This window comes from Comamonas humi (genome assembly GCF_054782535.1).
The window spans coordinates 34,568-60,957 of record NZ_BAAGSH010000012.1; the positions used below are offsets into that span (position 1 = coordinate 34,568).

The following is a 26,390-nucleotide window of genomic DNA, read 5'->3' on the forward strand; positions in this document are numbered from 1 at the left end:
CCGGCCGTGGCTCCCCGTGCCAGCAGGGCGCTGGCGGGGTAGGCGCGATTCTCAATGCAATAAAGAGTGTGTCTTTATTGTAAGTTTATTGATCGCCTGAATTTCATTGAAAATGTCAACAATGGACCGGCGCAGGTCCATAGAAATCCATGCAGGCCTCAGCCAAAGAAGCGGTAGCAGACCACGATGGCCGCGACCACGCCGGCCAGCTCGGCCAGCAGCGCGCAGGGCACGGCGTGGCGCGCGCGCTGGATGCCCACGGCGCCAAAGTACACCGCCAGCACGTAGAACGTGGTCTCGGTGCTGCCCTGGATGGTGGCGGCCGCCAGCGCGGCAAAGCTGTCCACGCCATGCGACTGCATGGTCTCGATCAGCATGGCGCGCGCGGCGCTGCCCGAGAACGGCTTGACCAGCGCGGTCGGCAGCGCATCGACGAAGCGCCCGTCCAGTCCCAGCCACTGCACGGCCCAGCGGATGGCCGACAGCGCATACTCCAGCGCGCCCGAGGCGCGGAACACGCCCACCGCGCACAGCATCGCCACCAGGTAGGGCAGCAGGTTCTTGGCGACGTCGAAGCCTTCCTTCGCGCCCTCGATGAAGCTCTCGTACACCGCCACCTTGCGCCAGGCGCCCACCACCACGAAGAGCACGACCAGCCCGAACAGGATCAGGTTGCCCAGCAGCGCCGACAGCTGCGCCAGCGCCGCGGCCGACAGCGTGGCCAGGAAGGCCATGAACGCGGCCAGCCCCAGCGCCACCGGCAGCAGGTAGGCCAGCACCACGGGGCTGAACAGCGGCAGGCGCTGCACCACCACCACGCTGAGCAGACCGGCCAGCGTCGAGGCCGAGGTCGCCAGCAGGATGGGCAGGAAGACCAGCGTGGGGTCGGGCGCGCCCTGCTGCAGCCGGTACATGAAGATGCTGACCGGCAGCAGCGTGAGCGATGAGGCGTTCAGCACCAGGAACAGGATCTGCGCGTTGCTGGCCTCGAGCGGGCGGGGGTTGATCTCCTGCAGCGCGCGCATGGCCTTCAGGCCGATGGGCGTGGCGGCGTTGTCCAGCCCCAGCGCATTGGCGGCGAAGTTCATCGTCATCAGCCCCAGCGCCGGGTGGCCGCGCGGCACCTCGGGCATCAGCCGCGCGAACAGCGGCGCCAGCAGCCGGGCCACCAGGTCGATCAGGCCGGCCTTCTCGGCGATGCGCAGAAAGCCCAGCCACAGCGTGAGCGTGCCGAACAGCAGCACCATCACCTCGACCGAGAGCTTGGCCATGGCGAACAGCGCCTGCACCATCTCGGCGAAGATCTGCGCGTTGCCGCCCACCAGCCACTGGGCCAGCGCGGCCAGCGCCGCAATCACGAAAAATCCTAGCCACAGGCTATTGAGCATCTGCTGTCCCTTTGGGCGTTCTCTCCTGATGGCTGCCATTGTGCAGCGCGTGGCACCCGCTCGGCGCCAGATTCGGATACCGCTTTCGAAAAGCGGGCCTGAAATGCGCTTGTGCTATGGTGCTGCGTCGTTAAATAGTTAATCCCACTACTATGAATTGGATGCGTTTGCTGGGTTCTGTCGCCATATTTGCGCTGAGTTGGGGCCAGGCGCACGCGGCGCGCGATTTCACGCCGCAATCTGGCACCTGGATCATCAGTGGCGAACTGGACGGCAAACCAGGGCGGGGCATGGCGATCGACGTCCAGGGCAACACCTTGTTCATGCAGGTGTTTGGCTATGGCCCGGGTGGAGACGCTGCGTTCTACACGGCCACAGGCCCATTGACGAGCCACAGCCTGACGGCGCCGTTGATGCATTACCAGGGCGGGCGTTACTTCGGCAGCGGCGAACTGGTCGCGCAGGAGGCCGGCACGGCGGGCAATGTCACCCTGAGTTTCGAGAGTGGTTTGGCCGGTACGGTCCAGTTTCCAGGCGAAGCGCCCGTGCGCATGCAGCGCCTGCTGGTGCAGGAAACCGATTCAGCATACCTGGATATCTTCAGCAACGCCAAAGACCGGCATGGCAACTACACCTACGTCCGCCCGATGACCTGGGTGGCGCGCGGCGCAGATGTGCAGCATGGCTGGAATGTGACCCTGCGCCGCACCAGCGATACCCGTTACTCGCTGCAGCTGTGGGACAACAAGGTCATCTGGTACCAGCCGGGAGGCGGGGACCTGCCGCGCACGCTGCGCCCCATGCTGGATATGGACTGCACCCTGGACAGCGCCACGAAGGTCTTTGACTGCCAGCGGCTGCCGATAGTGCCCGTCTCCCACCGCGACAGCTATACGAACGTCAGCTTTTCGGAAGACATCAACCTGCCCTTGCAAACGGCACGTTTTCGGACGATTGGCAACGAGGTCGTGGGCTGGGCCATGACCGATGGGGCTGCGCCGCAACCCCTGGAACTCATGGGCATCGCCGGCGACTCCAGTCAAGGCGATTGCGGAGTCGCACCCACTATGCTCCAGAGCTTCTACAACCCCAGGTACTTTCTCTGCGGGCGCAGCCCTGTCGCCCCCAACCGCACGGCCTACCGGCCCTTGACAACCCTAATGCCGACCAATGGAACCTGGATTGTCGAAGACGAACTCAATGGCAAGCCCGGGCGAGGGATGGCACTGGATGTACAGGACACCCAGATGATCGTGCAGATCTTCGACTATTTGCCCAACGGTGCATCGACCTTCCACATGGGCAGCGGGCACTACCTGGTCAGCGAAGAAAGTGGAAACCATTCCGTGGGCAGCGCCGAGCTATACCGCTATGCCGGTGGCATGACTTTCGGTGGAAGCCATCAGGCGGCACACGCTGTCGATGGGCCCGGGCCGATGCAGTTGGAAATAGCGGGCTACAGCGGCGATGATGGGATTCGGCGATCGGACTATTTCAGCAGCGGAACCGTGAAGCTGCCTGGCGAAGCACCCAAGCGCATCCGGCGCCTTGCGCTGGAGCCACAAAGTACCGCGGCAGACCGGCTGCTGGGGACATGGTTCCTGCAATGGCTGGCGGGAGACGCATCCAGCTTTCTGCTGACGTTCACGGATTTGGCCACGGCCACCAATGCAGAAGGCTCCGAGGTCACGACACCTGATGGCGAAGTGGTCTGTGGCATGCCGCCCAACCAGTCCAATGCAGGGTGTTCGTGGAGAAAGATGCCGGGCCGGATGCTCTCCATCGGAATGATGGACTTTGGCCGCAGCTCCAGCCTTCAGGTGCGTGACCGCCATGGCAATTGGAAGGGCCTCGGGCCGGTGCAATTGCCGGGGCTCGACATGCCGGCGATCTCCTACTGACCCGGGTTTGTCAGCAGGGTGCAAGACAAAGGGAAATAATGGCTCCACAACAAAGTTAGGAGACAGCCGCGATGACGAGTTTTGCCGAGTTCCACCGCCGATCGATTGACGACCGCGACGCATTCTGGACCGAGCAGGCCCGCTGCATCGATTGGCAGACGCCCCCCAGCCAGATCTGCGACTACAGCAACCCGCCGTTCGCGCGCTGGTTTGCCGGCGGCGTCACCAACCTCTGTCACAACGCAGTGGATCGCCATGTGGCCGCGCGCGGCGCGCAGCCGGCGCTGATCGCCGTCTCTACCGAAACGAACACCGAGAAGACCTACAGCTACGCCGAGCTGCACCGCGAGGTGCAGCGCATGGCGGCGGCGCTGCAGTCGCTGGGGGTGCAAAAGGGCGACGTGGTGCAGATCTACATGCCCATGGTGGCCGAGGCGGCGTTCGCCATGCTGGCCTGCGCGCGCATCGGCGCCATCCACTCGGTGGTGTTCGGCGGCTTCGCGTCGGGCTCGCTGGCCTCGCGCATCGACGACGCCCGGCCCAAGGTCATCGTCAGCGCCGATGCCGGCTCGCGCGGCGGCAAGGTCGTGGCCTACAAGCCGCTGCTGGACGAGGCCATCCGCCTGGCCACGCACCAGCCGGGCGCCGTGCTGCTGGTGGACCGGGGCCTCGCAGCCATGGAACGCGTGGCCGGCCGCGACCACGACTGGGCCGCGCTGCGCCAGCAGCACCTCGATGCCGAGGTGCCCTGCGAATGGGTGGACTCCACGCACGTGAGCTACACGCTCTACACCAGCGGCACCACCGGCAAGCCCAAGGGCGTGCAGCGCGACACCGGCGGCTACGCGGTCGCGCTGGCGTCGAGCATGCAGCACATCTTCGGCGCCCAGGCCGGGCGGACCTATTTTTGCACCAGCGACATCGGCTGGGTCGTGGGCCACAGCTACATCATCTACGGGCCGCTGCTGGCGGGCATGGCGACCATCCTGTACGAAGGCCTGCCCGTGCGGCCCGACCCCGGCATCTGGTGGAGCCTGGTCGAGAAGTACAAAGTGACGCACATGTTCTCGGCACCCACGGCGATCCGCGTGCTCAAGAAGCAGGACCCGGAATACCTGCGCAAGTACGATCTCTCCAGCCTGCGGGCGCTGTGGCTGGCCGGCGAGCCGCTGGACGAGCCCACGGCGCAGTGGATCAGCGACGCGATCCGCGTGCCCATCATCGACAACTATTGGCAGACCGAGACCGGCTGGCCGATCCTCACGCTGTGCAACGGCGTGGAAAAACAGACCTCGCGTCTGGGCAGCCCGGGCAAGGCGGTCTACGGCTACAACGTCAAGCTCATCGACGGCGACACCGGCGCCGAGCTGACCGAGCCCCTGCAAAAGGGCGTGCTCGCCATCGAGGGGCCGCTGCCGCCCGGCTGCCTGATGACGGTGTGGGGCGACGACGCGCGCTTCGTCAACACCTACTGGAAGAGCATTCCGGGCCGGCTCATCTACAGCACCTTCGACTGGGGCATCCGCGATGCCGACGGCTACACCTTCATCCTGGGCCGCACCGACGACGTGATCAACGTCGCCGGCCACCGCCTGGGCACGCGCGAGATCGAGGAGTCCATCTCGGGCCATGCCGGCATCGCCGAGGTGGCGGTGGTCGGCGTGGCCGACAAGCTCAAGGGCCAGGTGGCGCTGGCCTTTGCCGTGGCGCGCGACAACGCCGTGGTGGGCGATGCTGCAGCCAGCAAGGCGCTGGAGCAGGCCGTCTGCGCCCATGTGAATGCGCAGCTGGGCGCGGTGGCGCGGCCGGCGCGGGTGTACTTCGTGTCGCTGCTGCCCAAGACGCGCAGCGGCAAGCTGCTGCGCCGCGCGCTGCAGGCCGTGGCCGAGCAGCGCGATACGGGCGACCTCTCGACCATGGAGGACCCGGCGGCGCTGCAGCAGGTCGTCGAGGCGATGCAAAGGGGCTGAGCTGGGTAGCTTGTTGCGATAATCGCCGGCTTGGCGGGCCGTGGAGATGCCCCGAAGAGGGCATGCATGGCAGTCATTGTTTCGTTGATCCCGGTGGTGCTGTTCATCGCGCTGGGCTACCTGTCCGGGCGCATGGGCTGGGTCAAGGCCACGTCGGTGCGCGACCTGTCGAACATCGTGTTCCTGATCCTCACGCCGGCGCTGCTGTTCCGCACCATGAGCGGCGTGCGCGTGCAGGAGCTGAACCTGCACACCATCGCCATCTACTTCTCGGCCGCCGGGCTGATGTTCGCCGCCACGCTGTGCTGGCAGGGCTTCACCACGCTGGGCGCTGCGCGGGCACTGGCGCACTGCTTCAGCAACAACATCATGATCGGCGTGCCGCTGGTGGGCATGGTCTTCGGCGAGCAGGGGCTGGTGACGCTGTTCACCATCATCTCGGTGCATGCGCTGATCCTGATGACGGCGGCGGCCGTGGTGTTCGAGCTGGCGGTGATGGCGCAGCAGGTGCAGGCGGGCGGTGGCGAGGCGCGGCGCGACTATGGCGCCATGCTGCGCACCACGGCCCGGGCGCTGTGGAACGGCATCGTCCACCCGGTGCCGCTGCCCATCATCGCCGGCCTGCTGTATGCGCAGACCGGCTGGGGCCTGCCCGAGGTGGTGGACAAGCCGCTGCAGCTGCTGAGCCAGGCCCTGGGGCCGATCGCGCTGCTGCTGGTGGGGGTGACGCTGTTCTACACCACCGTGGGCCGCTACTTCGCGGCGGCGGCGCGCATCGCGGCCGTCAAGCTGCTGGGGCTGCCCGTGCTGGTGGTGGCCGTGGCCTGGCTGTGGGGGCTGCGCGGCTTGCCGCTGTCGGTGCTGGCGACCACGGCCGCGCTGCCAGTGGGCGCGAACGTGTTCCTGTTCACCCAGCGCTACGAAGTGGCGCGCGAGGAGGTGACGGCCAGCATCGCAGTTTCCACCAGCGCGGCGCTGGTGACGATCCCGCTGGTGCTGCTGCTCGTCGGGCTGCTGGGTTAGCAATATTCAAAAAATATAGCTGCTAGCGATTGATGGATAAGCGCTGGAGGCCAAAAAGACTGATATTGCCTCCGCCGGGCGTTCTTCAGGGCGCCAGGCGCTCGCGCACCCAGTCCTCGCCGTCCAGCCGGTAGCGCAGCCGGTCGTGCAGGCGGCTCTTGCGGCCCTGCCAGAATTCCCAGCGGTCGGGCACCAGCCGGAACCCGCCCCAGTGCGGCGGGCGTGGCGGCTTGAGCAGGAACTGCGCGCTGTACCTGGCGGCATTGGTCACCAGCACGGTGCGGCTGGCGATCACCTGGCTCTGCGGGCTGGCCCAGGCGCCGATGCGTGAATCCAGCGGGCGGCTGTTGAAATAGGCGTCGCTTTCCTCGTCGCTGACCTGCTCGACGCGGCCCTCGATGCGCACCACGCGCTCCAGCTCCACCCAGTGGAACTGCAAGGCCGCAAAGGGGTTGCCCGCCAGCTCGCGGCCCTTGCGGCTGTCGTAGTTGGTGAACCAGACGATGCCGCGCGCGTCGTAGCCCTTGATGAGCACGATGCGCGTGCTGGGCCGCTGGTCGGCGCCGACGGTGGCCAGCGTCATCGCGTTGGGCTCGGGCACCTGGGCGGCCATGGCCTCGTTGATCCAGCGGTCGAATTGCTCCAGCGGCTGCGCGCTGGACGCGGTTTCGCTCAGCTCTGCGCGCTCGTAGCTTTTGCGCAGGTCGGCAATGGTGTGGGAGAGTTCGCTCATGCCGCCATTGTGCAACGGCGGCTCGCGCTACGGCATGAAGCTCAGCCCCCGGCCGAAGATGGAGCGCACCGGCAGCGCCAGTCCGGTGGCCTCCAGCGTCTTGCGGCGCAGCCGGGTCAGCTGGGCCTCGATGCGGTGGAAGTGGTCGGCCTCGTAGTGCATGGCGCGCAGCAGTTCCGGCTTGCCGACCATCTCGCCCCCTGCGGAAAACAGGCAGTCGATCAGCGTCAGCTCGCGGCCGGTGAGCGGCACGGCGCCCTGGTTGGGCGCGATCAGGCAGACCGAGGCCGCATCGAGCCGCCAGGAGCGTTCCTGCACCGCCTCGCGGCGGCCCGGGGGCGGCGCGTGGCGCAGGATGGAGCGGATGCCGGCCGCCAGCTCGCCCATGTCCGTGGGCTTGACGAAATACTGCAGCGCGCCCGCGTCCAGCGCGCCGATCCGGCTGGCCGGATCGTCCTGCGCCGTGATGGCGATCACCGGCACGCGCTGCGCTGCCAGGCGGCGGGTCAGGTCGATGGCGTTGTCGCCGGGCAGGCCCAGGTCCACCACGACCAGGTCGGCCTTGTGGCGCAGCAGGCCCACATAGAAGTCCTGGGCCGACTCGATGCCCCAGGCCTGGAAGCCCGATTGCTCGAGGAAGCTGCAGGCGCCGGTGCGCACGCCTTCGTCGTCGCCCACCAGGGCGATGGTGAAGTCGGCCGCGGGAAACGGGGGCTGCGGCGGGCGTTTCGTCGGGGAGAGGGCGGAAAGAGGCGGGTTCACGGAGACAGCGGAATCAGGGAAATGGAGCGGCTAAGCATTATTGTTGGTGATTGGAATTAAATATTGCTTAAGAATGCAAACTGCTGTAAAGGGTGCCTGCGCCAGGCATAAAAAAAGCCTGCCGTCGGGCGGCAGGCCGGGTTGGGGAGGGGCAGCGGCGGGCTAGCCGATCACGCCGCAGGCCAGGCGCGCACCCGAGTTGCCGGTGGGCTGGGTGGTGTAGTCGTCCTTGTCCTTGTGCACGATCACGCCGCGGCCCTTCACGTCGGTGGGCTGACCGGGCTTGACGCTGAGCGTGCGGGTCTCCCAGCTGAGCTTGGCCACGCCGCTGGCATCGGCCACCAGGCTGGGCAGATCGCCCACGTGGGACATGGGGCCGGCCTTGCCGTGCTGGTGGCTGGTGGGGTTGTAGTGGCCGCCGGCGCTCATGCCGTCGGGCGCGGAGCAGTCGCCCTTCTCGTGGATGTGGAAGCCATGCTCGCTGCCGGGCGCCAGGCCCTGGACCTGCACGACCACGCGCACGGCGTCGCCTTCGGCCGGGAAGATCTGCAGCGAGCCGCTGGCGGTGCTGCCCGCCGTGGGCTTGAGCGTGGCCTCGGCCAGCGGGCGCGGGCGCTCGGCCGTGGTGCAGGCGGCCAGCAGCGTGGCCGCGGCGGCGGCGCAGAGCAGGCGGAGGGTGGGCTTCATGTCAGGACTCCTTGGTTGGTTCGTTGGATCGGGGGGCAGCGTAGCACGGGCCGCCGGTACCTGCATGTAGGCTTTGTGCGCATTGCCGCACGATGGCCCAGACCTTATCGGCGGCGGACGACAGCGAGCGCTGGCGCCTGCGCACCAGCATGATGGCGCGCAGGCGCTCGGGCGCCAGCGGCCGCACGGCCAGGCCGGGCAGCCCGGCGGGCGGAATGGCCTGGCCCGGCATGACCGACAGGCCGATGCCGGCCTCGACCATGCGGAAGGCCGTGGTGACGTGGCCGACCTCCTGCACCACCGGGCAGGTCTCGGGGCCGCAGCCGTGCTCGGCGAGCACCGCGTCCATCAGGCGGCGGCTGCCCGAGGCGTGGTCCAGCAGCACCAGCGGCGAGCCGCGCAGCAGCGGCCAGGACACGGCCTGCTCCCGGGCCAGCGCGTGTTGCGCGGGGCAGACGAGCACGAAGGGGTCGTGCAGCAGGGTTTCGCAGTCGAGGTCGCCGGTGTCGGAGGGCTCGACCACGACGCCGAAGTGCACTTCGCCGCTGCGCACCTGGGCCAGCACGTCCTGCTGCAGCCGGTCCACCAGCTGCAGGCGCACCTCGGGCAGGTGGGCCGCGCAGGCCGCGATGCAGGGCGGCATCAGCGCGGCCGACAGCGTGGGGCTGCTGGCCACGCGCACGGTGCCGCGCGCGGCGTGGCCCAGGTCGGCCACCTCGTGGAAGGCGTCGTCCAGCTCCTGCAGCAGCGGCGCGATGCGCTGCGCCAGCAGCTCGCCGGCTTCGGTGAGCAGCACCTCGCGCGTGGTGCGGTCGAGCAGGCGCACGCCGAGCTGGGCCTCCAGCTCGACCATGCTGCGGCTCACGGCCGGCTGGGTCAGGCCGATGCTGGTGCCGGTCTGGCTGAAGTTGTGGCCTTGCGCGAGGTGCTGGAAGACCTGCAGTTGCCGCAGCGTGATGTGCATGGTGCTAACTAATGACTTTGAATCATCAAATAATCAGATAAATTAATTTTACTTTTAGCTGTGGCGCGCGTCCAATACCGCCCATGGCTCAAACCCGTTCCAAATTCCTTCCCGACAATTTCACGCTGATGCTGGTGACCGTGGTGGCGCTGGCGAGCTTTCTTCCGGTCAGCGGCATGGCCGCCGCCTGGTTCGAGAAGCTGACCACCGCCTGCGTGGCGCTGCTGTTCTTTTTGCATGGCGCCAAGCTGTCGCGCCAGGCCATCCTGGCCGGCATCATGCACTGGCGGTTGCACATCTTCATCGTCTGCAGCACCTTCGTGATGTTCCCGCTGCTGGGCCTGCTGCTCAAGCCGGTGCTGGTGCCGCTGATCTCGCCGCAGATGTACGTGGGCGTGATGTTCCTGTGCGTGCTGCCGTCCACGGTGCAGTCGTCGATCGCCTTCGTGTCGATGGCGCGCGGCAACATCCCGGCCGCCATCTGCAGCGCCTCGGCCTCGACGCTGCTGGGCGTGTTCTTCACGCCGCTGCTGGTGAGCCTGCTGGTGACCGACCATGGCGGCAGCGGCTCCTTCGTCGATGCGGTGCTGAAGATCATGGTGCAGCTGGTGCTGCCGTTCGCGCTAGGCCACCTGCTGCAGCCCTGGGTGGGCAGCTTCATCAAGAAGCACGCCAAGCTGACCAAGGTGGTGGACCAGGGCTCGATCCTGCTGGTGGTCTACACGGCGTTCAGCGCGGCGGTGGTGCAGGGCATCTGGAAGCAGGTGTCGGTGCAGACGCTGCTGGGCCTGCTGCTGGTGTGCGCGGTGATCCTGGCGCTGGCGCTGGGGCTGACGACCTTCGTGTCGCGCCGCCTGGGCTGGGGCAAGGAGGACGAGATCACCGCGGTGTTCTGCGGCTCCAAGAAGAGCCTCGTTAGCGGCGTGCCCATGGCCAAGGTGCTGTTCGCGTCGGGCACGGTGGGCATGATGGTGCTGCCGCTGATGCTGTTCCACCAGATGCAGCTGATGGTCTGCGCGGTGCTGGCGGCGCGCTATGCGCGGCGGGCCGATGCCACCGAGGCCATCGCCGCCGCGGCGGCTGCCAAGTAAGATTTCAAGTAAAATTGGCTGCCAGCGCTTATGCAGCAAGCGCTGGCAGCTATTTTTTTGATAGTTACAGCGGCGGCGTGAAGCGGATCTGGTATTTGTCCAGCGCCGGGCCGACGTTCAGCTGCATGCGGCGGCGCCTGGGCTTGTCCTCGTGGCCAAAGTCCACGTCGGCGCTCAGCACGATGCCCTGGCCCTTGGCGGTGCAGCGCAGGTTGCGCAGCAGGATTTCGGCGTGGTCGTTGTTCAGCTCGGCGATGCCCAGCGTGTGCGCCACCACCGGGCGCCCGTTCGTGGCCTCGTCGGGCGGATTCATCCATTGCACGAAAAGCACGCTCTGGCCGCTGTATTCGCCCGCGACCACGCGGTAGGGCTGGACCGGCTTGTTGCGGCCGGCGCTGCGGTTGCCGCACAGCGTGACCGAGGTGACCGCATCGGCCACCGCGAAGCTGTTGTACGAGAGCGAAGCCCCGAGGGCGTGGGCGCCGGCATGGCCCAGGGCCAGGGCCGATGCCAGGGCGGCGGCGGGTAGAAATTTCATAGGCCCGGCATCTTAGCCGTTGTTCTTGCGTTGGATGATGGCCTGCGCCAGCCGCACGATGGACTGCGGCGCACAGCCCTCGGCCTCGTTGCTGACGATCACATAGGCCGGCTGGCCGGCCGCGGCAATCCCCAGCGCCGTGCGGGCCAGCGCCTGCAGCGTGGCTTCGTCCGGGTGCTGGATGCGGTCGTAGGGCGCGTGGATGCGGCCGGCCTCCTCGTAGCCGTAGGGACCGAACAGCGGGTTCAGGTTCCAGCGCGCCACCAGCGGGCAGGGCCACAGCGAGCGCAGCAGCGGCAACTGCTCGGCGATGCGCGGCATCTTGGCGTGCAGGCCCAGGCCGTAGACCGCGCCGCTGGCGCGCAGCAGCTCGGCAAAGGCCGTGCCGAACGGCGGCTGTATCCAGTCGGCGTCGCGCACCTCCACCGCCACGATGGCCTGCGAGCCGGCCGCGCGCACCGCGCCCACGGCCGCGTGCAGCATGGGTTCCAGCGCCGCCAGCGTGGGCCGCAGATCGAGCGCGCGGCCGATCGGCAGCGGGCTGAGCTGGAACAGCAGCACGCCCAGCGCGGCGCCCAGGCCGTCCAGCGCCGGGCGCACAAAGGTGTCGAGGGCCAGCGACGGATCGAGGAAGGCCGGGTTCGGCTCGCGCGCGCGTCCTTCCTCGCCGCGCACCTGGGCGTCGCAGACCAGCGCCGGCCCCTTGACCACGAAGCGGAAGCCCGCCGGCACCTGCGCGGCGTAGACAGCGTATTCCGAGGCCGTCAGCGGCCGGTAGAAGCTGCGGTCTATGCCCACTGCCGCCAGCAGCGGATGCTGGCTGTAGGCCGTGAGCCCGCGCTGCGACAGGATGCGGTCGCTGTAGGCCTTGCCCCACACCAGGCCCTCCCATCCCGGGTACGCCCACGACGAGGTACCCATGCGCAGCCCCGGCGGCAGCTGGGGCGCGAGGTCGGCGCCCAGCAGCGATGCGGCCGGCTGCACGGCCTGGGCGCGCGAAGGGCGCGTCGGCTGCGCAGTCGGCGCGGGTGGTGTCTCGGCTTCGGGTTTTACTGTGGATTCATCCAGTAAACTGCCGAACAGGTCATCTTGGTCTGGCATGGTTTGCAATTCTAAACAAATTGGCTTGCAAGTCATGGTGGACAAGCGCCAGCAGCTATATAAATGTGAGTGATTTCCTATGGCACACTCACGCACTTGCATATTGGAGCAGAGACAGGAATGCAGAAAATCATTGCCCAGATCGCGGCCGAGTTGAAAGTCGCCGAACGCCAGGTGGGCGCGGCCGTGGAGTTGCTGGACGGTGGCGCCACCGTGCCCTTCATTGCCCGCTACCGCAAGGAAGTGACCGGCGGCCTGGACGACACGCAGCTGCGCACGCTGGACGAGCGCCTGACCTACCTGCGCGAGCTGGAAGACCGCCGCGTGACCGTGCTCAAGGCCATCGACGAGCAGGGCAAGCTGACCGATGCGCTGCGCGTGGCGATCGCCCAGGCGCCGACCAAGCAGGAGCTGGAAGACATCTACCTGCCGTTCAAGCAAAAGCGCCGCACCAAGGGCCAGATCGCCAAGGAATTCGGCATCGAGCCGCTGGCCGACAAGCTGTTCGCCGACCCCACGCTTGATCCGCACAAGGAGGCCGAGGCCTTCTGCCAGCCCGCCACGACGCTGGACGACGGCAAGCCGGGCCCCGATTTTTCGACCACGTTCGCGGTGCTCGACGGCGTGCGCGACATCCTCTCCGAGCGCTGGGCCGAAGACCCGGCCCTGGTGCAGCAGCTGCGCGAATGGCTGTGGGCCGAGGGCCTGCTCAAGTCCAAGAAGGTCGAGGCCAAGAACGAGAACGACCCCGAGGTGGCCAAGTTCCGCGACTACTTCGAGTACGACGAGCCCATCGGCCGCGTGCCCTCGCACCGCGCGCTGGCGGTGTTCCGCGGCCGCGCGCTCGAGATCCTCGAAGCCAAGCTGGTGCTTCCCATCGAGCCCGAACCCGGCCAGCCGAGCCTGGCCGAAGGCAAGATCGCGCTGCACCTGGGCTGGAGCCACGCCAAGCGCGCGGCCGACGACCTGATCCGCAAGTGCGTGGCCTGGACCTGGCGCGTCAAGCTCAGCCTCTCGACCGAGCGCGACCTGTTCTCGCGCCTGCGCGAAGATGCGGAAAAGGTGGCCATCAAGGTCTTCGGCGACAACCTGCGCGACCTGCTGCTGGCCGCGCCCGCGGGCCAGCGCGCCGTGATCGGCCTGGACCCCGGCATCCGCACCGGCGTGAAGGTGGCCGTGGTGGACAGCACCGGCAAGCTGGTGGACACCACCACCATCTACCCGCACGAGCCGCGCCGCGACTGGGACGGCTCGCTGGCCGTGCTCGCTAGGCTGGTGGACAAGCACGGCATCAACCTGATCGCCATCGGTAACGGCACGGCCAGCCGCGAGACCGACAAGCTGGCGGCCGACCTGATCAAGATCGCCGCCAAGGGCGACAGGCCGATCGAGAAGGTGGTCGTGAGCGAGGCGGGCGCCTCGGTCTACTCGGCCAGCGAGTTCGCGGCCCAGGAGATGCCCGACATCGACGTGAGCCTGCGCGGCGCGGCGTCCATCGCCCGCCGCCTGCAGGACCCGCTGGCCGAGCTGGTCAAGATCGACCCCAAGAGCATCGGCGTGGGCCAGTACCAGCACGACGTGAACCAGAGCGAGCTGGCGCGCCAGCTCGACGCCGTGGTCGAGGACTGCGTGAACTCGGTGGGCGTGGACCTGAACACGGCCTCGGCGCCGCTGCTGTCGCGCGTCTCGGGCCTGTCGGGCGCGGTGGCCAAGTCGGTGGTGCGCTGGCGCGATGCCAACGGCTCGTTCAAGAACCGCAAGCAGCTGATGGACGTGGCGGGCCTCGGCGCCAAGACCTTCGAGCAGGCGGCGGGCTTTCTGCGCATCCGCGGCGGCGACAACCCGCTGGACGTGACCGGCGTGCACCCCGAGACCTACCCGGTGGTGGAGCAGATCATCGTCAAGACCGGCAAGCCCATCGACCAGATCATGGGCCGGGGCGAGGTGCTGAAAGCGCTCAAGCCCGAGCAGTTCGTGGGCGACAAGTTTGGCGCCGTGACCATCAAGGACATCCTGGGCGAGCTGGAAAAGCCCGGCCGCGACCCGCGCCCCGACTTCGTGGTGGCGCGCTTCAACGACGGCGTGGAGGACATCAAGGACCTCAAGGAAGGCATGACGCTGGAAGGCACGGTGAGCAACGTGGCCCAGTTCGGCGCCTTCGTGGACCTGGGCGTGCACCAGGACGGCCTGGTCCACGTGAGCCAGATGAGCCACAAGTTCGTCGAGGATGCGCGCGAGGTCGTCAAGACCGGCCAGATCGTCAAGGTCAAGGTGCTGGAGGTGGACGTGGCGCGCAAGCGCATCAGCCTGACCATGAAGCTCGACGCCGCGCCGGCGCGCCGCGACGGCCCGCGCGACAACCGCTTCGAGAGCGCGGGCCGCGGCCACTCGCAGTCCCAGCGCCGCGCCGATCCGGCGCCGCAGGGCGCGATGGCATCGGCCTTCGCCAAGCTGCAGGGGCTCAAGCGCTGACCTTATCCCACAGGTGACTCCCAGGCTATCGGGCTCGGTCTAGCATGCGATTTTTTCAACAGGAGGCAAGATGATCAGCTACGAGGTACAGGAGTTCGGCCAGCCCCTGGTGCGCGCAGAGCGCCCCACGCCGCAGCCCCAGGGCGACGAGGTGCTGCTGCGCATCGACGCGGCGGGCGTCTGCCATTCGGACCTGCATATCTGGCATGGCTCGTACGACCTGGGCAACGGCAAGTCGCTGAAGATGGCCGACCGCGGCCTCAAGCTGCCGCTGACCATGGGCCACGAGATCGCCGGCGAGGTCGTGGCCGTCGGCCCCGATGCCAAGGGCGTGCAGGTGGGCAAGAAGTACGTGGTCTTCCCCTGGCACGGCTGCGGCGAGTGCAAGGTGTGCAAGCGCGGCGACGAGAACCTGTGCCTCGCGGGCAAGTCCATGGGCGTGTACCAGCCCGGCGGCTATGCCGACCATGTGCTGGTCTCGGGCTCGCGCTACCTGATCGACATCGGCGGCATGCCGCCCGAGCGCGCCGCGCCCTATGCCTGCTCGGGCCTGACGACCTACAGCGCGCTGAAGAAGTTCAACGCCAGCGTTTTCCGCGACGAGAAGGTGGTGCTGTTCGGCGCCGGCGGCCTGGGGCTGATGGCCATCCTGATCGCCAAGGCGCTGGGCGGCGCCGGCGTGATCGTGGTGGAGCCGGACACCGCCAAGCATGCGGCGGCGCTGTCCGCCGGTGCCGATGCGGTGTTCGATCCCAAGGCCGAGGGCTTCGCGGCCGCGGTCAAGGCGGCGGCCGGCGGCGCGGTGTGGATGGTGCTCGACTGCGTGGGCTCCAGCCAGACCGTGCAGCAGGGCATCGACCTGCTGACCAAGGGCGGCCACCTCGTGCAGATCGGCCTGTTCGGCGGCCATGTGGACCTGCCCACGCCGTCGCAGGCGCTGCGCGCCATCACCTACCAGGGCACCTACGTGGGCAACCTGCGCGAGCTGCAGGAGCTGATGCAGCTCGTTAACGAGCAGCAGATGCCGCAGGTGCCGACGACCTGCCTGCATTTCAGCAAGGCCTTCACCGCGCTGCTGGACCTGGAGCAGGGCAAGGCCGTGGGCCGCCAGGTGCTGACGCCGCAGGGAGCCTGACACTTTCCACTTTTGATGCTATTAAAATAATAGCTTCCAGCGCTTTCTGAGTAAGCGCTGGAAGCTATTTTTATTTGAAATCGGGGTGCGGCGGCGTACCCCGTCCACGCGTCACCAGGTGTGGGCGTAGCTGACCCGCAGCGTGGCGCCGGCCGCGGGCAGGCGGCTGGTGTTGTTGTTGCTCCGCAGCAGCTGGCTGTACAGCGGGAAGTAGTGGCGGTTGAACAGGTTCTGCACGCCCAGCGTCACGCGGTTCCTGGGGTCGATCTTCCATTGGCTGACCAGGTCCACCGTGGTGTAGCCCTGGGTGTCGTAGCGGCCGAAGCCGGTCTTGCCGTCCAGGCGGTAGTCCTTGGAGGCATAGGAGGTCGCCTGCAGCCGGTGGCTCCACTGGGCGCTGGGGCGCCACTCCACATAGGCCGTCAGCTTGAGCGGCGGGATGCGGAAGCCGGTCATGCCCTGGTAGCTGGCTGCGCCCTGGGGCAGCTCGCGGCCTTTCATCCACGTGAAGCTGCCGCCGGCGCTCCAGCGGTCGTCATCGCTGAAATAGTCCAGGCCGCCTTCCACGCCGTGGATCTTTTCCTTGGTGCGCAGCAGAGTCAGGCCGTTGTTGAGGCTCTGCACGGCGCCCAGGTCGGACTGCGACTGGAAGGCACTGAGGTTGGCCATCGCGTTGGAGAATTTCCCGCGCCAGCCCAGCTCGAAGGTATCGGTCTTGATGGCCTGCAGGTTGGAGTTGCCGATGTTGAAGCCCGCGGTGGCATTGCGCACCACCACGCCGATGTCCGGCAGCTCGAAGCCCTGGCTGTACGAGGCGTAGAACTCCTGGCCCTTGACGGGAGTGAAGACCGTGCCCAGGTTGGAGGTCCACGAGCCGTATTTGACGGTGCCGCCGGCCACGGGCTGCGGGCTGGGCAATCTCGATTGCGACAGCGGCGTGAAGTCGTTGAAGCTGGCCTGGGCGCGGTCGTAGCGCAGGCCGCCTTCGAGCGACCATTGGTCGCTGAACTGGTGCTGCAGCTGCGCGAAGGCGCCCAGGCTGCGCGTGGTGACCGGTGGCATGTAGACCAGGCGGCCGGTCTTGCGGAAGACCAGCCCGCCGCTGGCGTCGTAGGCGGCGGGATCGAAGATGTCGATGGGCATGTCGGTGCGCTCGTGGTTGAAGTCCGCACCCCAGATCAGCAGGCTTTTCTTCTCGGGCCCCAGCGGGGTCTTGAGGGTCAGCCGCCCGCCGAACACTTCCGAGTTCTGCATGGACTGGTCCACGTTGGCGCCCCGCACCGGCACCGCCCGGGCATCGAACGGTGCGAAGCGGGTGAAGAAGTCGCGGTAGTAGAGCTGGGCCGCCAGCGTGCTGCCGGCGAGGTTGCGGTTCTCGTAGTCGAGCCCCAGCATGGTGTTCCTGATCTGGTTCTGGTCGGCCAGCACCAGGCCCTTGATGGGCCTGGCCGCCGCGGAGCCCGCGGGCAGGCGCGCCACCGATGGGTCGGAGGCGTAGTCGGTGTCCTGGTCGGCGTTGTAGTGGCTGGCCGAGAACTGCAGGCGCTGGTCGGCATCCAGCTTGAAGCCGATCTTGGCCGAGGCGTTGTAGATGTCGGAGTCGAACAGGTCACCCTGGCTGGGCTCGGGCGCTATGCGCTGGCCCTTGGCATCGAACGAGGCGCCGGCATGCCGGGCGCCCAGGCTCACCGAGTAGTCGACCACCTCGCCGCCGCCCGACAGGTAGTGCTGCACTTCGCCCCCCAGCCCCGAACCGCGTGCTTTGGAGAGCGGGGCCGAGCCGGTCACGATGGTCTCGGCCTTGGCTTCGCCCGACGGGCGCTTGGTGCGCACCGAGACAATGCCGCCGGCGGCGCCGCTGCCGTAGATGGCGCTGCTGCCGCGCAGCACCTCGATCTGCTCGATGTCCGCCGGGTTGACGTTGGCGAGGTTGCGGGAGGAATCGCGGTTGGTGTTGAGCGGGATGCCGTCCACCAGGATCAGCATGTTGCGGCCGCGCAGCGTCTGCCCGTAGTCGGTGATGGTGTGGCTGGAGTCCGCCATGCCGGGAACCACCTTGCTGAGCATGGTGGCGAGGCTGTCCGAGCCCTGGCGCAGCTGCTGGACTTCCTCGCCTTCGAGAATGCTGACCTGCCGCGCAGGGGCCACGAGGTTGTTCTGGGTGCGGGCGGTCACGGTGACGGCCGCCAGCTCCGTTTCCGCCGGCGCGGCAGCCGGGGAAGCCGCGGCAGCGGGGGCTGCCGACGAGGGCGCCGGGGCGGTTTCCAGCACGTAGCTGCCTGTGCCGACGCGGCGCACGCCAAATCTCGAGCGGGCAAGCAGGCGCGCGAAACCCTCGTCGACGGAGAACGCCCCCGACAGGCCGGGCGTGCGCAGGCCGGCGAGCTGCTCCAGATCGACGCTGAGGTTGACGCCGGCCTGGGCGGCGAACGCCATCAGGGCGGGGCCCAGCGCTCCCGCCTGGATCGCGTAGGTAGTGTGCCCGCTGCTGGCGGCCGGGTCGGCGGCCCGGGCGGGCGGCGTGTGCAGGAGCAGCGCCGCCGTGGCGGTGAGGGCGGCCAGGGCCGTGGCGCGGAAACCTGCGTGGAGGGGGCGGGTGTGCATGTCGTTCGATCCTCGTAGCTGTCAAAAGATGGGGACTTCACGACCTATGACAGGCGAGGGCCGAAAACAGGACAGGGGAAGCGCAGATATTTTCAGCGGCGGGCCACCGTCACCCAGTACCGGGTGCGCTGCTCCACGCGCACCGGCAGGCTGTGCGGCAGCAGCGCCAGGATGCCATCCGTATCGCGGAGCTGGAAGATGCCGGAGACGCGCAGGTCGGCCACGCCCGGGTCGCATTGCAGCACGCCTGCGCGGTAGCGCCCCAGCTCGGCCAGAAAATCCTGCAGCCGCTGGTTCTCGGCATACAGCACGCCCTGCGTCCAGGCATCGGCCTGCGCGGCAATTGGCGCGGCGGCACCAGCGCCCTGGCCTTGGAAAAGCAATTGCTCCCCCGCCTGCACCGTGACCGGCGCGCTCGCCTGGGCGGGCGTGACGCGCACCGCGCCCTCCAGCACGGCGAGCGTGGTGCCCCGCTCGTGCTTGCGCACGGTGAAGCGCGTGCCCAGCGCCTGCATCTGGCCGTCCTCCGTCTGCACGATGAGGGGCAGGGCGGCATATTCGGGCGCGTGCGAGGTTTCCACCAGGATCTCGCCCGTGTACTGGCGGATGCGGCGCGCCTGCTGGTCGATGCGCACGCTGACGGCCGTGGCCGTGTTGAGCTGCATCCGGCTGCCGTCGGCCAGTGTGACGGTGCGGCGCTCCCCGGTGGCCGTGCGGTAGTCCGCCATCCAGCCCTGCCAGGGCGCCTGCCGGTAGGCCAGCCAGCCCAGCGCGGGCGTTGCCAGTACCACGGCCACCGCGCGCAGCATCTGTCGGCGCGAGGATCGGGGGCGGTCCAGGACCGCCATGCCGATGGCGGCGGGCACCGAGTTCATGCGTTGCAGCAGATGCTCGGCACGTTGCCATACCTGTTCATGCTGCGCGCTCTGGCGGCGCCAGCGTTCGAGCGCGGCCTGCTCGGCCGGGCCGAAGTCCGAGGCATGCTGGCGCGCCAGCCAGTGCGCGGCTTCGTCGAGGATGCGCGGGTCGGCGGCTGGCATGCTCAGCTGCAGATCATTGCGAGCAGGCCACGCGCAGGCACTGGCGGAAGCCCTGGGCCATGTAGCGGGTGACGGTGCGCACGCTCAGCTGCATCCGGCCGGCGATGTCCTCGTAGGACAGGCCTTCCAGCTGGGACAGCAGGAAGGCCGTGCGGACCGCGGCCGGCAAGGCGTCCAGCAGGGCGTCCAGTTCCCGCAGCGTCTCCAGCAGGATGGCGCGGGTTTCGGCGGACGGGGCGGTGGCCTCGGGCAGCAGGTGCAGCGAGGCGCGGTAGGCCTGCTCCAGCGATTGGCGTTCGAGGTGGTTGAGCAGCAGCCGCCTGGCGACCGTGGTCAGGTAGGCCCGGGGCTCGCGGATGTCCTCCAGCCTTTGAGCGGGCGCGTTGGCCCAGATGCGGGTGAACGTGTCCTGGGCGAGGTCCGCCGCGTCACTGCGGTTGCCCAGCCTGCGCTGCAGCCATGCAAGCAGCCAGGGGTTGTGCTGGGCGTACATGCGGCCCAGTGCCTGGCTGGCGGCATGGTCGGGGGTTGGAGGCACGGGCTTCTCTCATGCGTAGCAAAATGCCCGCCATCATATCAAATGATATTGATTCTCATTTGTGATGATCGCGGAAATTCCGGCTGCATGCCAGCCCGGCCAGGCACAGCAGCGCAAAGCCGCCGCCGGCCCAGAAGGTGGCCGCCGGGCCGTGGGCGTCCCACAGCAGCCCGGCGATGGCGCTGGCCGCCAGCATGGCGATGCCGCTAGCCAGGTTGAACACGCCGAAGGCCGTGCCGCGCAGGCCGGCGGGTGCGGCATCGGCCACCATGGTGGCCAGCAGGCCCTGGGTCATGCCCATGTGCAGGCCCCACAGCGCCACGCCCGCAATCACCAGGCCCCAGTGCTGGGCGTTGGCAAGCACCAGGTCCGCGGCGATGAGCAGCACCAGGCCCCAGGCCAGCAGCGTGGTGTGGCGCATGCGGTCCGCCAGCCGGCCGAAGGGGTAGGCCGAGGCGGCGTAGACCAGGTTCATCGCCACCATCACCAGTGGCACCAGGGCCGTGGCAATGCCGAGCTGCTGCGCGCGCAGCACGAGGAAAGCCTCGCTGAAGCGCGCCAGCGTGAAGAGCGCGCCCAGCGCCACCACCCACCAGTAGGTGCGGCCGAGCTGGCGGATGTTCTCGCGCCGGATCGGGTTGGTGCGGCGCGCGCCTGCCGCCGGCGCGGGCTCGCGCACGCCCAGCAGCAACACCAGCACCGACAGCAGGCCCGGAATCACCGCCACCCAGAACACCGCGCGGAAGTCGCCCGCCCACAGCAGCATCAGCGCCACGGCCAGCAGCGGCCCGAGGAAGGCGCCGACGGTGTCCAGCGATTGCCTGAGGCCGAAGGCCGCGCCGCGGATCTCGGGCGGCGTCACGTCGGCCACCAGCGCGTCGCGCGGCGCGCCGCGTATGCCCTTGCCGAGGCGGTCCGTCAGCCGGGCGGCCACCACCAGGCCCGGGCCGGAGGCGATGGCGAACAGCGGCTTGGTCAGCGCGCCCAGCGCATAGCCGAACAGCGCCAGGCCCTTGCGCCGGCCCAGGTAGTCGCTGAGCGCGCCCGAGAACACCTTGACGATCAGCGCCGTGGCCTCGGCCAGCCCTTCGATCACCCCGACCGCGAAGGCCGACATGCCCAGCGCCCCGACCATGAACATGGGCAGCAGGCTGTGGACCATCTCCGACGAGATGTCCATCAACATGCTGACAAAGCCCAGCGCCCAGACCGGGGCGGGGATGCGGGCGAGCACGCTGGGGGGCTTGGGCTGCATGGCGTGGCTAGGCTGGGTTGCTTTCAAAAAGAGAGCTTCTAGTGCTTGCTATTGCTTGATTTCAAATATAAAACCATCGAAATTCAAGATTGGATAAGCGGTAGAAGCTATTTTTTCAATAGCGGGTTTGCCCTGGACCCTGCGCTACGCCGCTTCGGGCGGGAAGGGTACGCCGGCCTCGTCCTCGTGCCAGGCCGGGTACTTGTCCATCACCTGCTCGAACAGCGCCGAGTCGGTCAGCCGGGTGAGCCAGGCCTGCAGGTGCGGCCAGGGCCGGGCCTGCCAGGCTTCGTCGTCGATGCCGGCGAACTGGCGCACGAAGGGGCGGATGGCCATGTCGGCCAGGCTCGGGTCCTTGCCGAACAGGTAGCCGGTGGCGGCGAGCTGTTCGTTCAGCGCCGACAGGAAGGCGTCGGCCGTGGCCTGCGCCCGGGCCAGGTCGGCCTGGGGGTGGCGGTCCGGGTACTTGCAGCGGTCCAGCGCTTGCTTGAATTCGCCGTCGTTGCGCGCGATCAGCGCCAGCATGGCTTCGAGCGAGCCGGCCGTGGGCGCGAGCCAGCCGTCCGAGTCGCTCTGGCGCAGCGCCCAGAGCATGATGTCCAGGCTCTGGTCGATCACCGTGCCGTCGGCCAGCACCAGCACGGGCACCGTGCCCTTGGGCGACGCGGCCAGCAGCGCCTGCGGCTTGTTCTTGAGTACCACCTCGCGCAGCTGGCAGGCGATGCCGGCGCCGGCCAGCGCCAGGCGGGCGCGGATCGCATAGGGGCAGCGGCGGAACGAATAGAGGATGGGCAGGCCTTGCATGGCTTGAAGCTGTTGCGCCTGCTGTTCGCGGCGCGATTGGTGGGAGGAGGTTAGGGTGTGGCCCAGGTGGGTTTCGCCACGCTGCCCGGCCAGGTCCATCTGGCGCTGGCGCTCGGCCAGCGCGGCCAGCTGCTCGGGCGTGCGGCTGCCGTGGCAGTAGGGGCAGCTTACGCCGCGCACGTAGTGCGGGTGCTGGCGCTCGGGCTCGCCCAGCGGCATGCGGCACGAGCGGCACAGCTGGTGCGGGCCGCGCACCAGGCCATGGCCCACCGACACGCGCTCGTCGAACACGAAGCATTCGCCCCACCACAGGCTGTCTTCCTGCGGCACGGTCTCCAGGTACTTGAGGATGCCGCCCTGCAGGTGGTAGACCTCGCCGAAGCCCTGCGATTTGAGGTAAGCGGTGGACTTCTCGCAGCGGATGCCGCCGGTGCAGAACATGGCCACCTTCTGCTTGCCGTGCAGCGCGCCGCCGGGCCCGGACTGCTCGGCCACCCACTGCGGAAACTCGGTGAAGCTTTTGGTGTGCGGATTGACCGCGTGCGCGAAGCTGCCGATGCCGACCTCGTAGTCGTTGCGCGTGTCCACGACCACCACGTCGGGGTCGCTGATGAGGGCGTTCCAGTCCTCGGGCTTGACGTATTCGCCGGCGTTGCGCGCCGGGTTCAGCGCGGGCACGCCCAGCGTGACGATCTCGCGCTTGAGGCGCACGCGCATGCGGTAGAAGGGGTTGCGCGCGGCGCGCGCTTCCTTGTGCTCCAGCGTGGCCAGCCGCGGGTCGCGTTTCAGCCAGTCCAGCACTGCCTGCACGTCCTCGGGCAGGCCGGCGATGGTGCCGTTCACGCCCTCGGGGGCCAGCAGCAGCAGGCCCTTGACGCTGCGCTCGTCGCACAGCGTTTGCAGCGGTTCGCGCCAGTCGGCGAATTCCGGCAGGTCGATGAACTGGTAGAGCGCGGCGGTGAGGTACGGTTGTTCAGGCATGGGGCGAGGATGATAGCGCCGCGGCGGTAGCTGTGTGGATTGGCTGGTTGATCCAGGTCAGATCGGCTGGTCGCGCTCGCAGGCCTCGCGTATCCAGCCGCCGAAGGCCTGCAGCGCCGGCGTGACTGGGCGCGAGCGCAGCCGCGTGAACCAGTAGGCGCCGCGCTGCAGCTCCTGCGCGAAGGGGCGCTGCAGCCGGCCGCTCAGGATCTCGCGGGCGAACAGCCGCGCCGGCAGCAGCGCCACGCCGGCGCCCTGGGCCGCCGCCTCGGCCATGGTGACGGACGAGTCGAACATGGCGCCGCGCTGCTGCGGGCCTGGCAGGCCGGCCAGCCCGGCGGCGGTGAACCAGTCGCTCCATTCGTCGGAGCGGTATGAGCGCAGCAGCACCTCGCGGGCCAGGTCGGCGCCCTGGTGCAGCCGCGCCGCGATGGCCGGCGCGCACATGGGCGTGAGCGGCGCCTGCAGCAACAGGTGTGCCTCGGTGCCGTGCCAGGCGCCGTCGCCGAAGCGGATCGCGCAGTCCAGCCCCTCGCCGGCCATGTCCACGCGGTTGTTGTTGGTGAACAGGCGCAGGTCGACGAAGGGATGCGCCTCCTGGAAGGCGCGCAGCCGCGGCAGCAGCCAGCCCACGGCGAAGGTGCCGACCACGCCCACGTTGAGCACCTCGCGCGGCCGCGCGTCGTGGAACTGCTCCAGCGCCCGGGCGATGCGCTCGAACGATTCGCTCAGCACCGGCAGCAGCGACTGGCCCTCGTCCGTCAGCGCCAGCCCGCGCGGCAGGCGGCGGAACAGCGGCTTGCCCAGCAGCGCCTCGAGGTTGCGGATGTGCTGGCTCACGGCGGTCTGCGTCACGTGCAGCTCCTGGGCGGCACGGGTCAGGTTCAGGTGGCGGGCGGCGGCGTCGAAGGCGCGCAAGGCGTTGAGCGGCAGATGCATGAAGTTTTTCTTATGGCTTTTCTGGATTATCTTCGATAGTCAAACCATGTGTGACGCTTTAAATTAGAGTGGTAGCAACTACTTTATTGATAGCAATCATGCTGAAAAGACGAGAGTTTTTCTTGACTGCCGCGGCCATGGGCGCTGCGCCGCTGTGGGCGCAGCCGGGCTCCGGTCAGGCCCAGGCGCAGGCCGCCTTTGCCCAGGCCATGCAGGCCATCGAGCGCCAGGCGGGCGGGCGGCTGGGCGTGGCGGTGCTGGACACGGCCAGCGGCGCGGCCTGGCAGTGGCGCGGCGACGAGCGCTTTCCCATGTGCAGCACCTTCAAGGCGCTGCTGGCGGCGCAGGCGCTGCACGCGGCGGAGCAGGGCCAGGGCAGCATGGACAAGCGGCTGCGCTACCCGCGCTCGGCGCTGGTGGCGCATTCACCGGCCACCGAGCCGCATGCGGGCAAGGACGGCATGACGGTGCGCGCGCTGTGCGAGGCCACGGTCACGCTCAGCGACAACACCGCCGCCAACCTGCTGCTGGCCGAATATGGCGGGCCCGCGGGCTTCACGCGCTTTCTGCGCGGCCTGGGCGACCGGCAGACGCGGCTGGACCGCATCGAGCCGGACATGAGCGAATCGAAACCCGGCGACGTGCGCGACACCACCACGCCCCAGGCCATGCTCGCCAGCCTGCGCGCGGTGACGCTGGGCGATGCGCTGTCGCCGGCCTCGCGCCGGCAGGTGGTGGACTGGCTGCTGGCCTGCAAGACCGGCGACAACACCCTGCGCGCCGGTGCGCCGGGCTGGACGGTGGGCGACAAGACCGGTTCCGGCCCGGGCACGCGCAACGACGTGGGCCTGCTGTGGCGGCCGGGCAGCGGCACGGCTTCCGCGCCGGTGCTGGTCACCAGCTACCTGACCGAAACCAAGGCGCAGCCCGAGGCGCGCGACGCGGCGCTGGCCAGCGTGGCGCGCGAGGTGGTGAAGCTCGTTACAGGTACTTGACCAGCACCTGGCTCTTGCGGTTCCAGTTGTACTTGGCCTTGCGCTGCTCGGGCAGCCACTCGGGGTCGACCGGCTGGAAGCCGCGCTTGAGGAACCAGTGCATGGTGCGGGTGGTGAGCACGAAGATGCTCTTGAGGCCGATGGCGCGGGCGCGCTGCTCGATGCGCTTGAGCAGCTTCTCGCCGTCGCCCGTGCCCTGGCTCTGCGGCGACACGGTGACAGCCGCCATCTCGCCGGTCGCGGCCTCGGGGTAGGGGTAGAGCGCGGCGCAGCCGAAGATCACGCCGTCGTGCTCGATGATGGTGTAGGCGGCGATGTCGCGCTCGATCTCGGTGCGGCTGCGCTTGACCAAGGTGCCGTCCTTCTCGAAGGGTTCGATCAGCTGCAGGATGCCGCCCACGTCGTCGGCGTTGGCTTCGCGCAGCTCTTCCAGGCGCTCGTCGATCACCATGGTGCCGATGCCATCGTGCACGTAGACCTCGAGCAGCAGCGCACCGTCGGTGGCGAACGGCAGGATGTGCGAGCGCTCCACGCCTTCCTTGCAGGCCTTGACACAGTGCTGCAGGTAGAAGCCCACGTCGGTGGGCAGGGTGGCGGGCTCCAGATTGGCCAGGAGCTTTTGCGCGGCGTCGAGCGGCAGCTCGGTGTCGATGGGGTTGTCCTCGCCCTCGGGGGCCAAGGGTTGCATGCGGATGCCGGGCACCTCGGTCAGGAACAGCAGCTTGTCGGCCTTGAGCTCGATGGCGATGCGCGTGGCGACTTCCTCCATCGACAGGTTGAAGGCCTCGCCAGTAGGCGAGAAGCCGAACGGCGACACCAGCACCATCGCGCCCATGTCCATCGTGCGCTGGATGCCGCCCACGTCCACCTTGCGCACCAGGCCCGAATGCATGAAGTCCACGCCATCGACGATGCCCACGGGCCGCGCGGTGACGAAATTGCCTGAAATCACCCGCACCGTGGCGCCGGCCATCGGCGTGTTGGGCAGGCCCTGGCTGAAGGCGGCCTCGATCTCGAAGCGCAGCTGGCCGGCGGCCTCCTGCGCGCAGTCAAGCGCCACCGAATCGGTGATGCGGATGCCGTGCGAATAGCGCGCCGCATGGCCCTTGGCCTGCAGCTGCTCGTTGACCTGCGGGCGAAAGCCGTGCACCAGCACGATCTTCACGCCCAGCGCCTGGATCAGCGCCAGATCCTGCGCGATGGAGTGCAGCTTGCCCGCGGCGATCGCCTCGCCCGTGAGCCCGACCACGAAGGTCTGGTTGCGGAATTTGTGGATGTACGGCGCAACCGACCGGAACCACGGCACGAAGGTGAAATTGAAGACAGCGGACATGGGCGGCAACAGGTGCAGGAAGTGGGGGGGAGATTCGCCTCGGGTAAACCCTGGAGCGCTATTGTCATACAAGCAGCGGCCTGGGCGGAAGAAATCAGCATTTGCGCAACAGTCGTGGATTCAGGGGTGGCAAATG

21 protein-coding genes and 1 pseudogene are annotated in these 26,390 nt (G+C 68.3%); 7 read left to right on the forward strand and 15 right to left on the reverse strand.

Annotation, left to right across the window (positions count from 1 at the left end):
* Nucleotides 1–158: 158 nt before the first annotated feature.
* Nucleotides 159–1,388, reverse strand: coding sequence for a nucleoside recognition domain-containing protein (locus ACYVKR_RS13660; protein ID WP_460481466.1), 1,230 nt, complete (start codon nt 1,386–1,388; stop codon nt 159–161).
* Between the two features lie 152 nt (nt 1,389–1,540).
* Between ACYVKR_RS13660 and ACYVKR_RS13665 the strand changes: the two genes are divergently transcribed.
* From ACYVKR_RS13665 to ACYVKR_RS13675, 3 genes are all read left to right on the forward strand, one after another.
* Nucleotides 1,541–3,289: a hypothetical protein gene (locus ACYVKR_RS13665; protein ID WP_460481467.1), complete on the forward strand. Its 1,749-nt coding sequence runs from the start codon at nt 1,541–1,543 to the stop codon at nt 3,287–3,289.
* A 71-nt stretch (nt 3,290–3,360) separates the two neighbouring features.
* Nucleotides 3,361–5,259, forward strand: a complete 1,899-nt coding sequence (locus tag ACYVKR_RS13670) for a propionate--CoA ligase (RefSeq protein WP_460481468.1) — start codon at nt 3,361–3,363, stop codon at nt 5,257–5,259.
* A gap of 66 nt (nt 5,260–5,325) precedes the next feature.
* Nucleotides 5,326–6,282 carry an AEC family transporter gene (locus ACYVKR_RS13675; RefSeq protein WP_460481469.1) on the forward strand — a complete coding sequence of 319 codons (957 nt, stop codon included), beginning with the start codon at nt 5,326–5,328 and terminating at the stop codon, nt 6,280–6,282.
* 85 nt (nt 6,283–6,367) lie between these two features.
* Here ACYVKR_RS13675 and pdxH read toward each other — a convergent pair whose 3' ends face one another.
* The 4 genes from pdxH to ACYVKR_RS13695 form a co-directional block, all read right to left on the reverse strand.
* Complete coding sequence (pdxH, locus tag ACYVKR_RS13680; RefSeq protein WP_460481470.1) at nt 6,368–7,015, reverse strand: pyridoxamine 5'-phosphate oxidase; 648 nt, start codon at nt 7,013–7,015, stop codon at nt 6,368–6,370.
* 27 nt (nt 7,016–7,042) lie between these two features.
* Complete coding sequence (locus ACYVKR_RS13685) at nt 7,043–7,777, reverse strand: response regulator transcription factor (RefSeq protein WP_460481471.1); 735 nt, start codon at nt 7,775–7,777, stop codon at nt 7,043–7,045.
* A 162-nt stretch (nt 7,778–7,939) separates the two neighbouring features.
* Nucleotides 7,940–8,464, reverse strand: coding sequence for a superoxide dismutase family protein (locus ACYVKR_RS13690; RefSeq protein WP_460481472.1), 525 nt, complete (start codon nt 8,462–8,464; stop codon nt 7,940–7,942).
* A 1-nt stretch (nt 8,465) separates the two neighbouring features.
* Nucleotides 8,466–9,428: a LysR family transcriptional regulator gene (locus tag ACYVKR_RS13695; RefSeq protein ID WP_460481473.1), complete on the reverse strand. Its 963-nt coding sequence runs from the start codon at nt 9,426–9,428 to the stop codon at nt 8,466–8,468.
* A gap of 83 nt (nt 9,429–9,511) precedes the next feature.
* Here ACYVKR_RS13695 and ACYVKR_RS13700 point away from each other — a divergent pair, with 83 nt between their 5' ends.
* A complete protein-coding gene (locus ACYVKR_RS13700) occupies nt 9,512–10,519 on the forward strand; it encodes a bile acid:sodium symporter family protein (RefSeq protein ID WP_460481474.1) in 1,008 nt (335 codons plus the stop codon).
* Nucleotides 10,520–10,583: 64 nt separating this feature from the next.
* Here ACYVKR_RS13700 and ACYVKR_RS13705 read toward each other — a convergent pair whose 3' ends face one another.
* Nucleotides 10,584–11,057, reverse strand: coding sequence for a hypothetical protein (locus ACYVKR_RS13705; RefSeq protein ID WP_460481475.1), 474 nt, complete (start codon nt 11,055–11,057; stop codon nt 10,584–10,586).
* Between the two features lie 12 nt (nt 11,058–11,069).
* The gene (locus tag ACYVKR_RS13710) at nt 11,070–12,158 is read right to left on the reverse strand and encodes a DUF72 domain-containing protein (protein WP_460481476.1); all 1,089 of its coding nucleotides are present in this window, start codon (nt 12,156–12,158) and stop codon (nt 11,070–11,072) included.
* A gap of 120 nt (nt 12,159–12,278) precedes the next feature.
* On the opposite strand from ACYVKR_RS13710, the gene ACYVKR_RS13715 reads away from it, so the two are divergent.
* Both ACYVKR_RS13715 and ACYVKR_RS13720 read left to right on the forward strand, forming a co-directional pair.
* The gene (locus tag ACYVKR_RS13715) at nt 12,279–14,630 is read left to right on the forward strand and encodes a Tex family protein (RefSeq protein WP_460481477.1); all 2,352 of its coding nucleotides are present in this window, start codon (nt 12,279–12,281) and stop codon (nt 14,628–14,630) included.
* A 70-nt stretch (nt 14,631–14,700) separates the two neighbouring features.
* Nucleotides 14,701–15,765, forward strand: coding sequence for an alcohol dehydrogenase (locus ACYVKR_RS13720; RefSeq protein WP_460481478.1), 1,065 nt, complete (start codon nt 14,701–14,703; stop codon nt 15,763–15,765).
* Between the two features lie 111 nt (nt 15,766–15,876).
* Here the strand turns inward: ACYVKR_RS13720 and ACYVKR_RS13725 are convergent, their stop codons facing one another.
* The 7 genes and pseudogenes from ACYVKR_RS13725 to ACYVKR_RS13755 all read right to left on the reverse strand — a co-directional run bounded on the left by ACYVKR_RS13725 (nt 15,877) and on the right by ACYVKR_RS13755 (nt 23,926).
* Nucleotides 15,877–18,369: a TonB-dependent receptor gene (locus tag ACYVKR_RS13725; protein ID WP_460481479.1), complete on the reverse strand. Its 2,493-nt coding sequence runs from the start codon at nt 18,367–18,369 to the stop codon at nt 15,877–15,879.
* Nucleotides 18,370–18,461: 92 nt separating this feature from the next.
* Nucleotides 18,462–19,409: a FecR family protein gene (locus ACYVKR_RS13730; protein WP_460481480.1), complete on the reverse strand. Its 948-nt coding sequence runs from the start codon at nt 19,407–19,409 to the stop codon at nt 18,462–18,464.
* A 13-nt stretch (nt 19,410–19,422) separates the two neighbouring features.
* Nucleotides 19,423–19,902 carry a sigma-70 family RNA polymerase sigma factor gene (locus ACYVKR_RS13735; protein WP_460481548.1) on the reverse strand — a complete coding sequence of 160 codons (480 nt, stop codon included), beginning with the start codon at nt 19,900–19,902 and terminating at the stop codon, nt 19,423–19,425.
* 100 nt (nt 19,903–20,002) lie between these two features.
* The gene (locus ACYVKR_RS13740) at nt 20,003–21,202 is read right to left on the reverse strand and encodes an MFS transporter (RefSeq protein WP_460481481.1); all 1,200 of its coding nucleotides are present in this window, start codon (nt 21,200–21,202) and stop codon (nt 20,003–20,005) included.
* Nucleotides 21,203–21,346: 144 nt separating this feature from the next.
* Entirely contained in the window at nt 21,347–22,006 is a 660-nt protein-coding gene (locus tag ACYVKR_RS13745; RefSeq protein ID WP_460481549.1) for a glutathione S-transferase, read from the reverse strand.
* A 273-nt stretch (nt 22,007–22,279) separates the two neighbouring features.
* A pseudogene (trhO, locus tag ACYVKR_RS13750) lies at nt 22,280–22,987 on the reverse strand (oxygen-dependent tRNA uridine(34) hydroxylase TrhO); the annotation flags it as partial.
* A 57-nt stretch (nt 22,988–23,044) separates the two neighbouring features.
* The gene (locus ACYVKR_RS13755) at nt 23,045–23,926 is read right to left on the reverse strand and encodes a LysR family transcriptional regulator (protein ID WP_460481482.1); all 882 of its coding nucleotides are present in this window, start codon (nt 23,924–23,926) and stop codon (nt 23,045–23,047) included.
* 101 nt (nt 23,927–24,027) lie between these two features.
* Here ACYVKR_RS13755 and bla point away from each other — a divergent pair, with 101 nt between their 5' ends.
* On the forward strand, nt 24,028–24,921 hold the full coding sequence (bla, locus tag ACYVKR_RS13760; protein WP_460481550.1) for a class A beta-lactamase: 894 nt from the start codon (nt 24,028–24,030) through the stop codon (nt 24,919–24,921).
* Here the strand turns inward: bla and argA are convergent.
* The gene (gene argA / locus ACYVKR_RS13765; RefSeq protein WP_460481483.1) at nt 24,908–26,254 is read right to left on the reverse strand and encodes an N-acetylglutamate synthase; all 1,347 of its coding nucleotides are present in this window, start codon (nt 26,252–26,254) and stop codon (nt 24,908–24,910) included. The two genes, bla and argA, sit on opposite strands and share 14 nt — an antisense overlap.
* Nucleotides 26,255–26,390 lie beyond the last annotated feature (136 nt).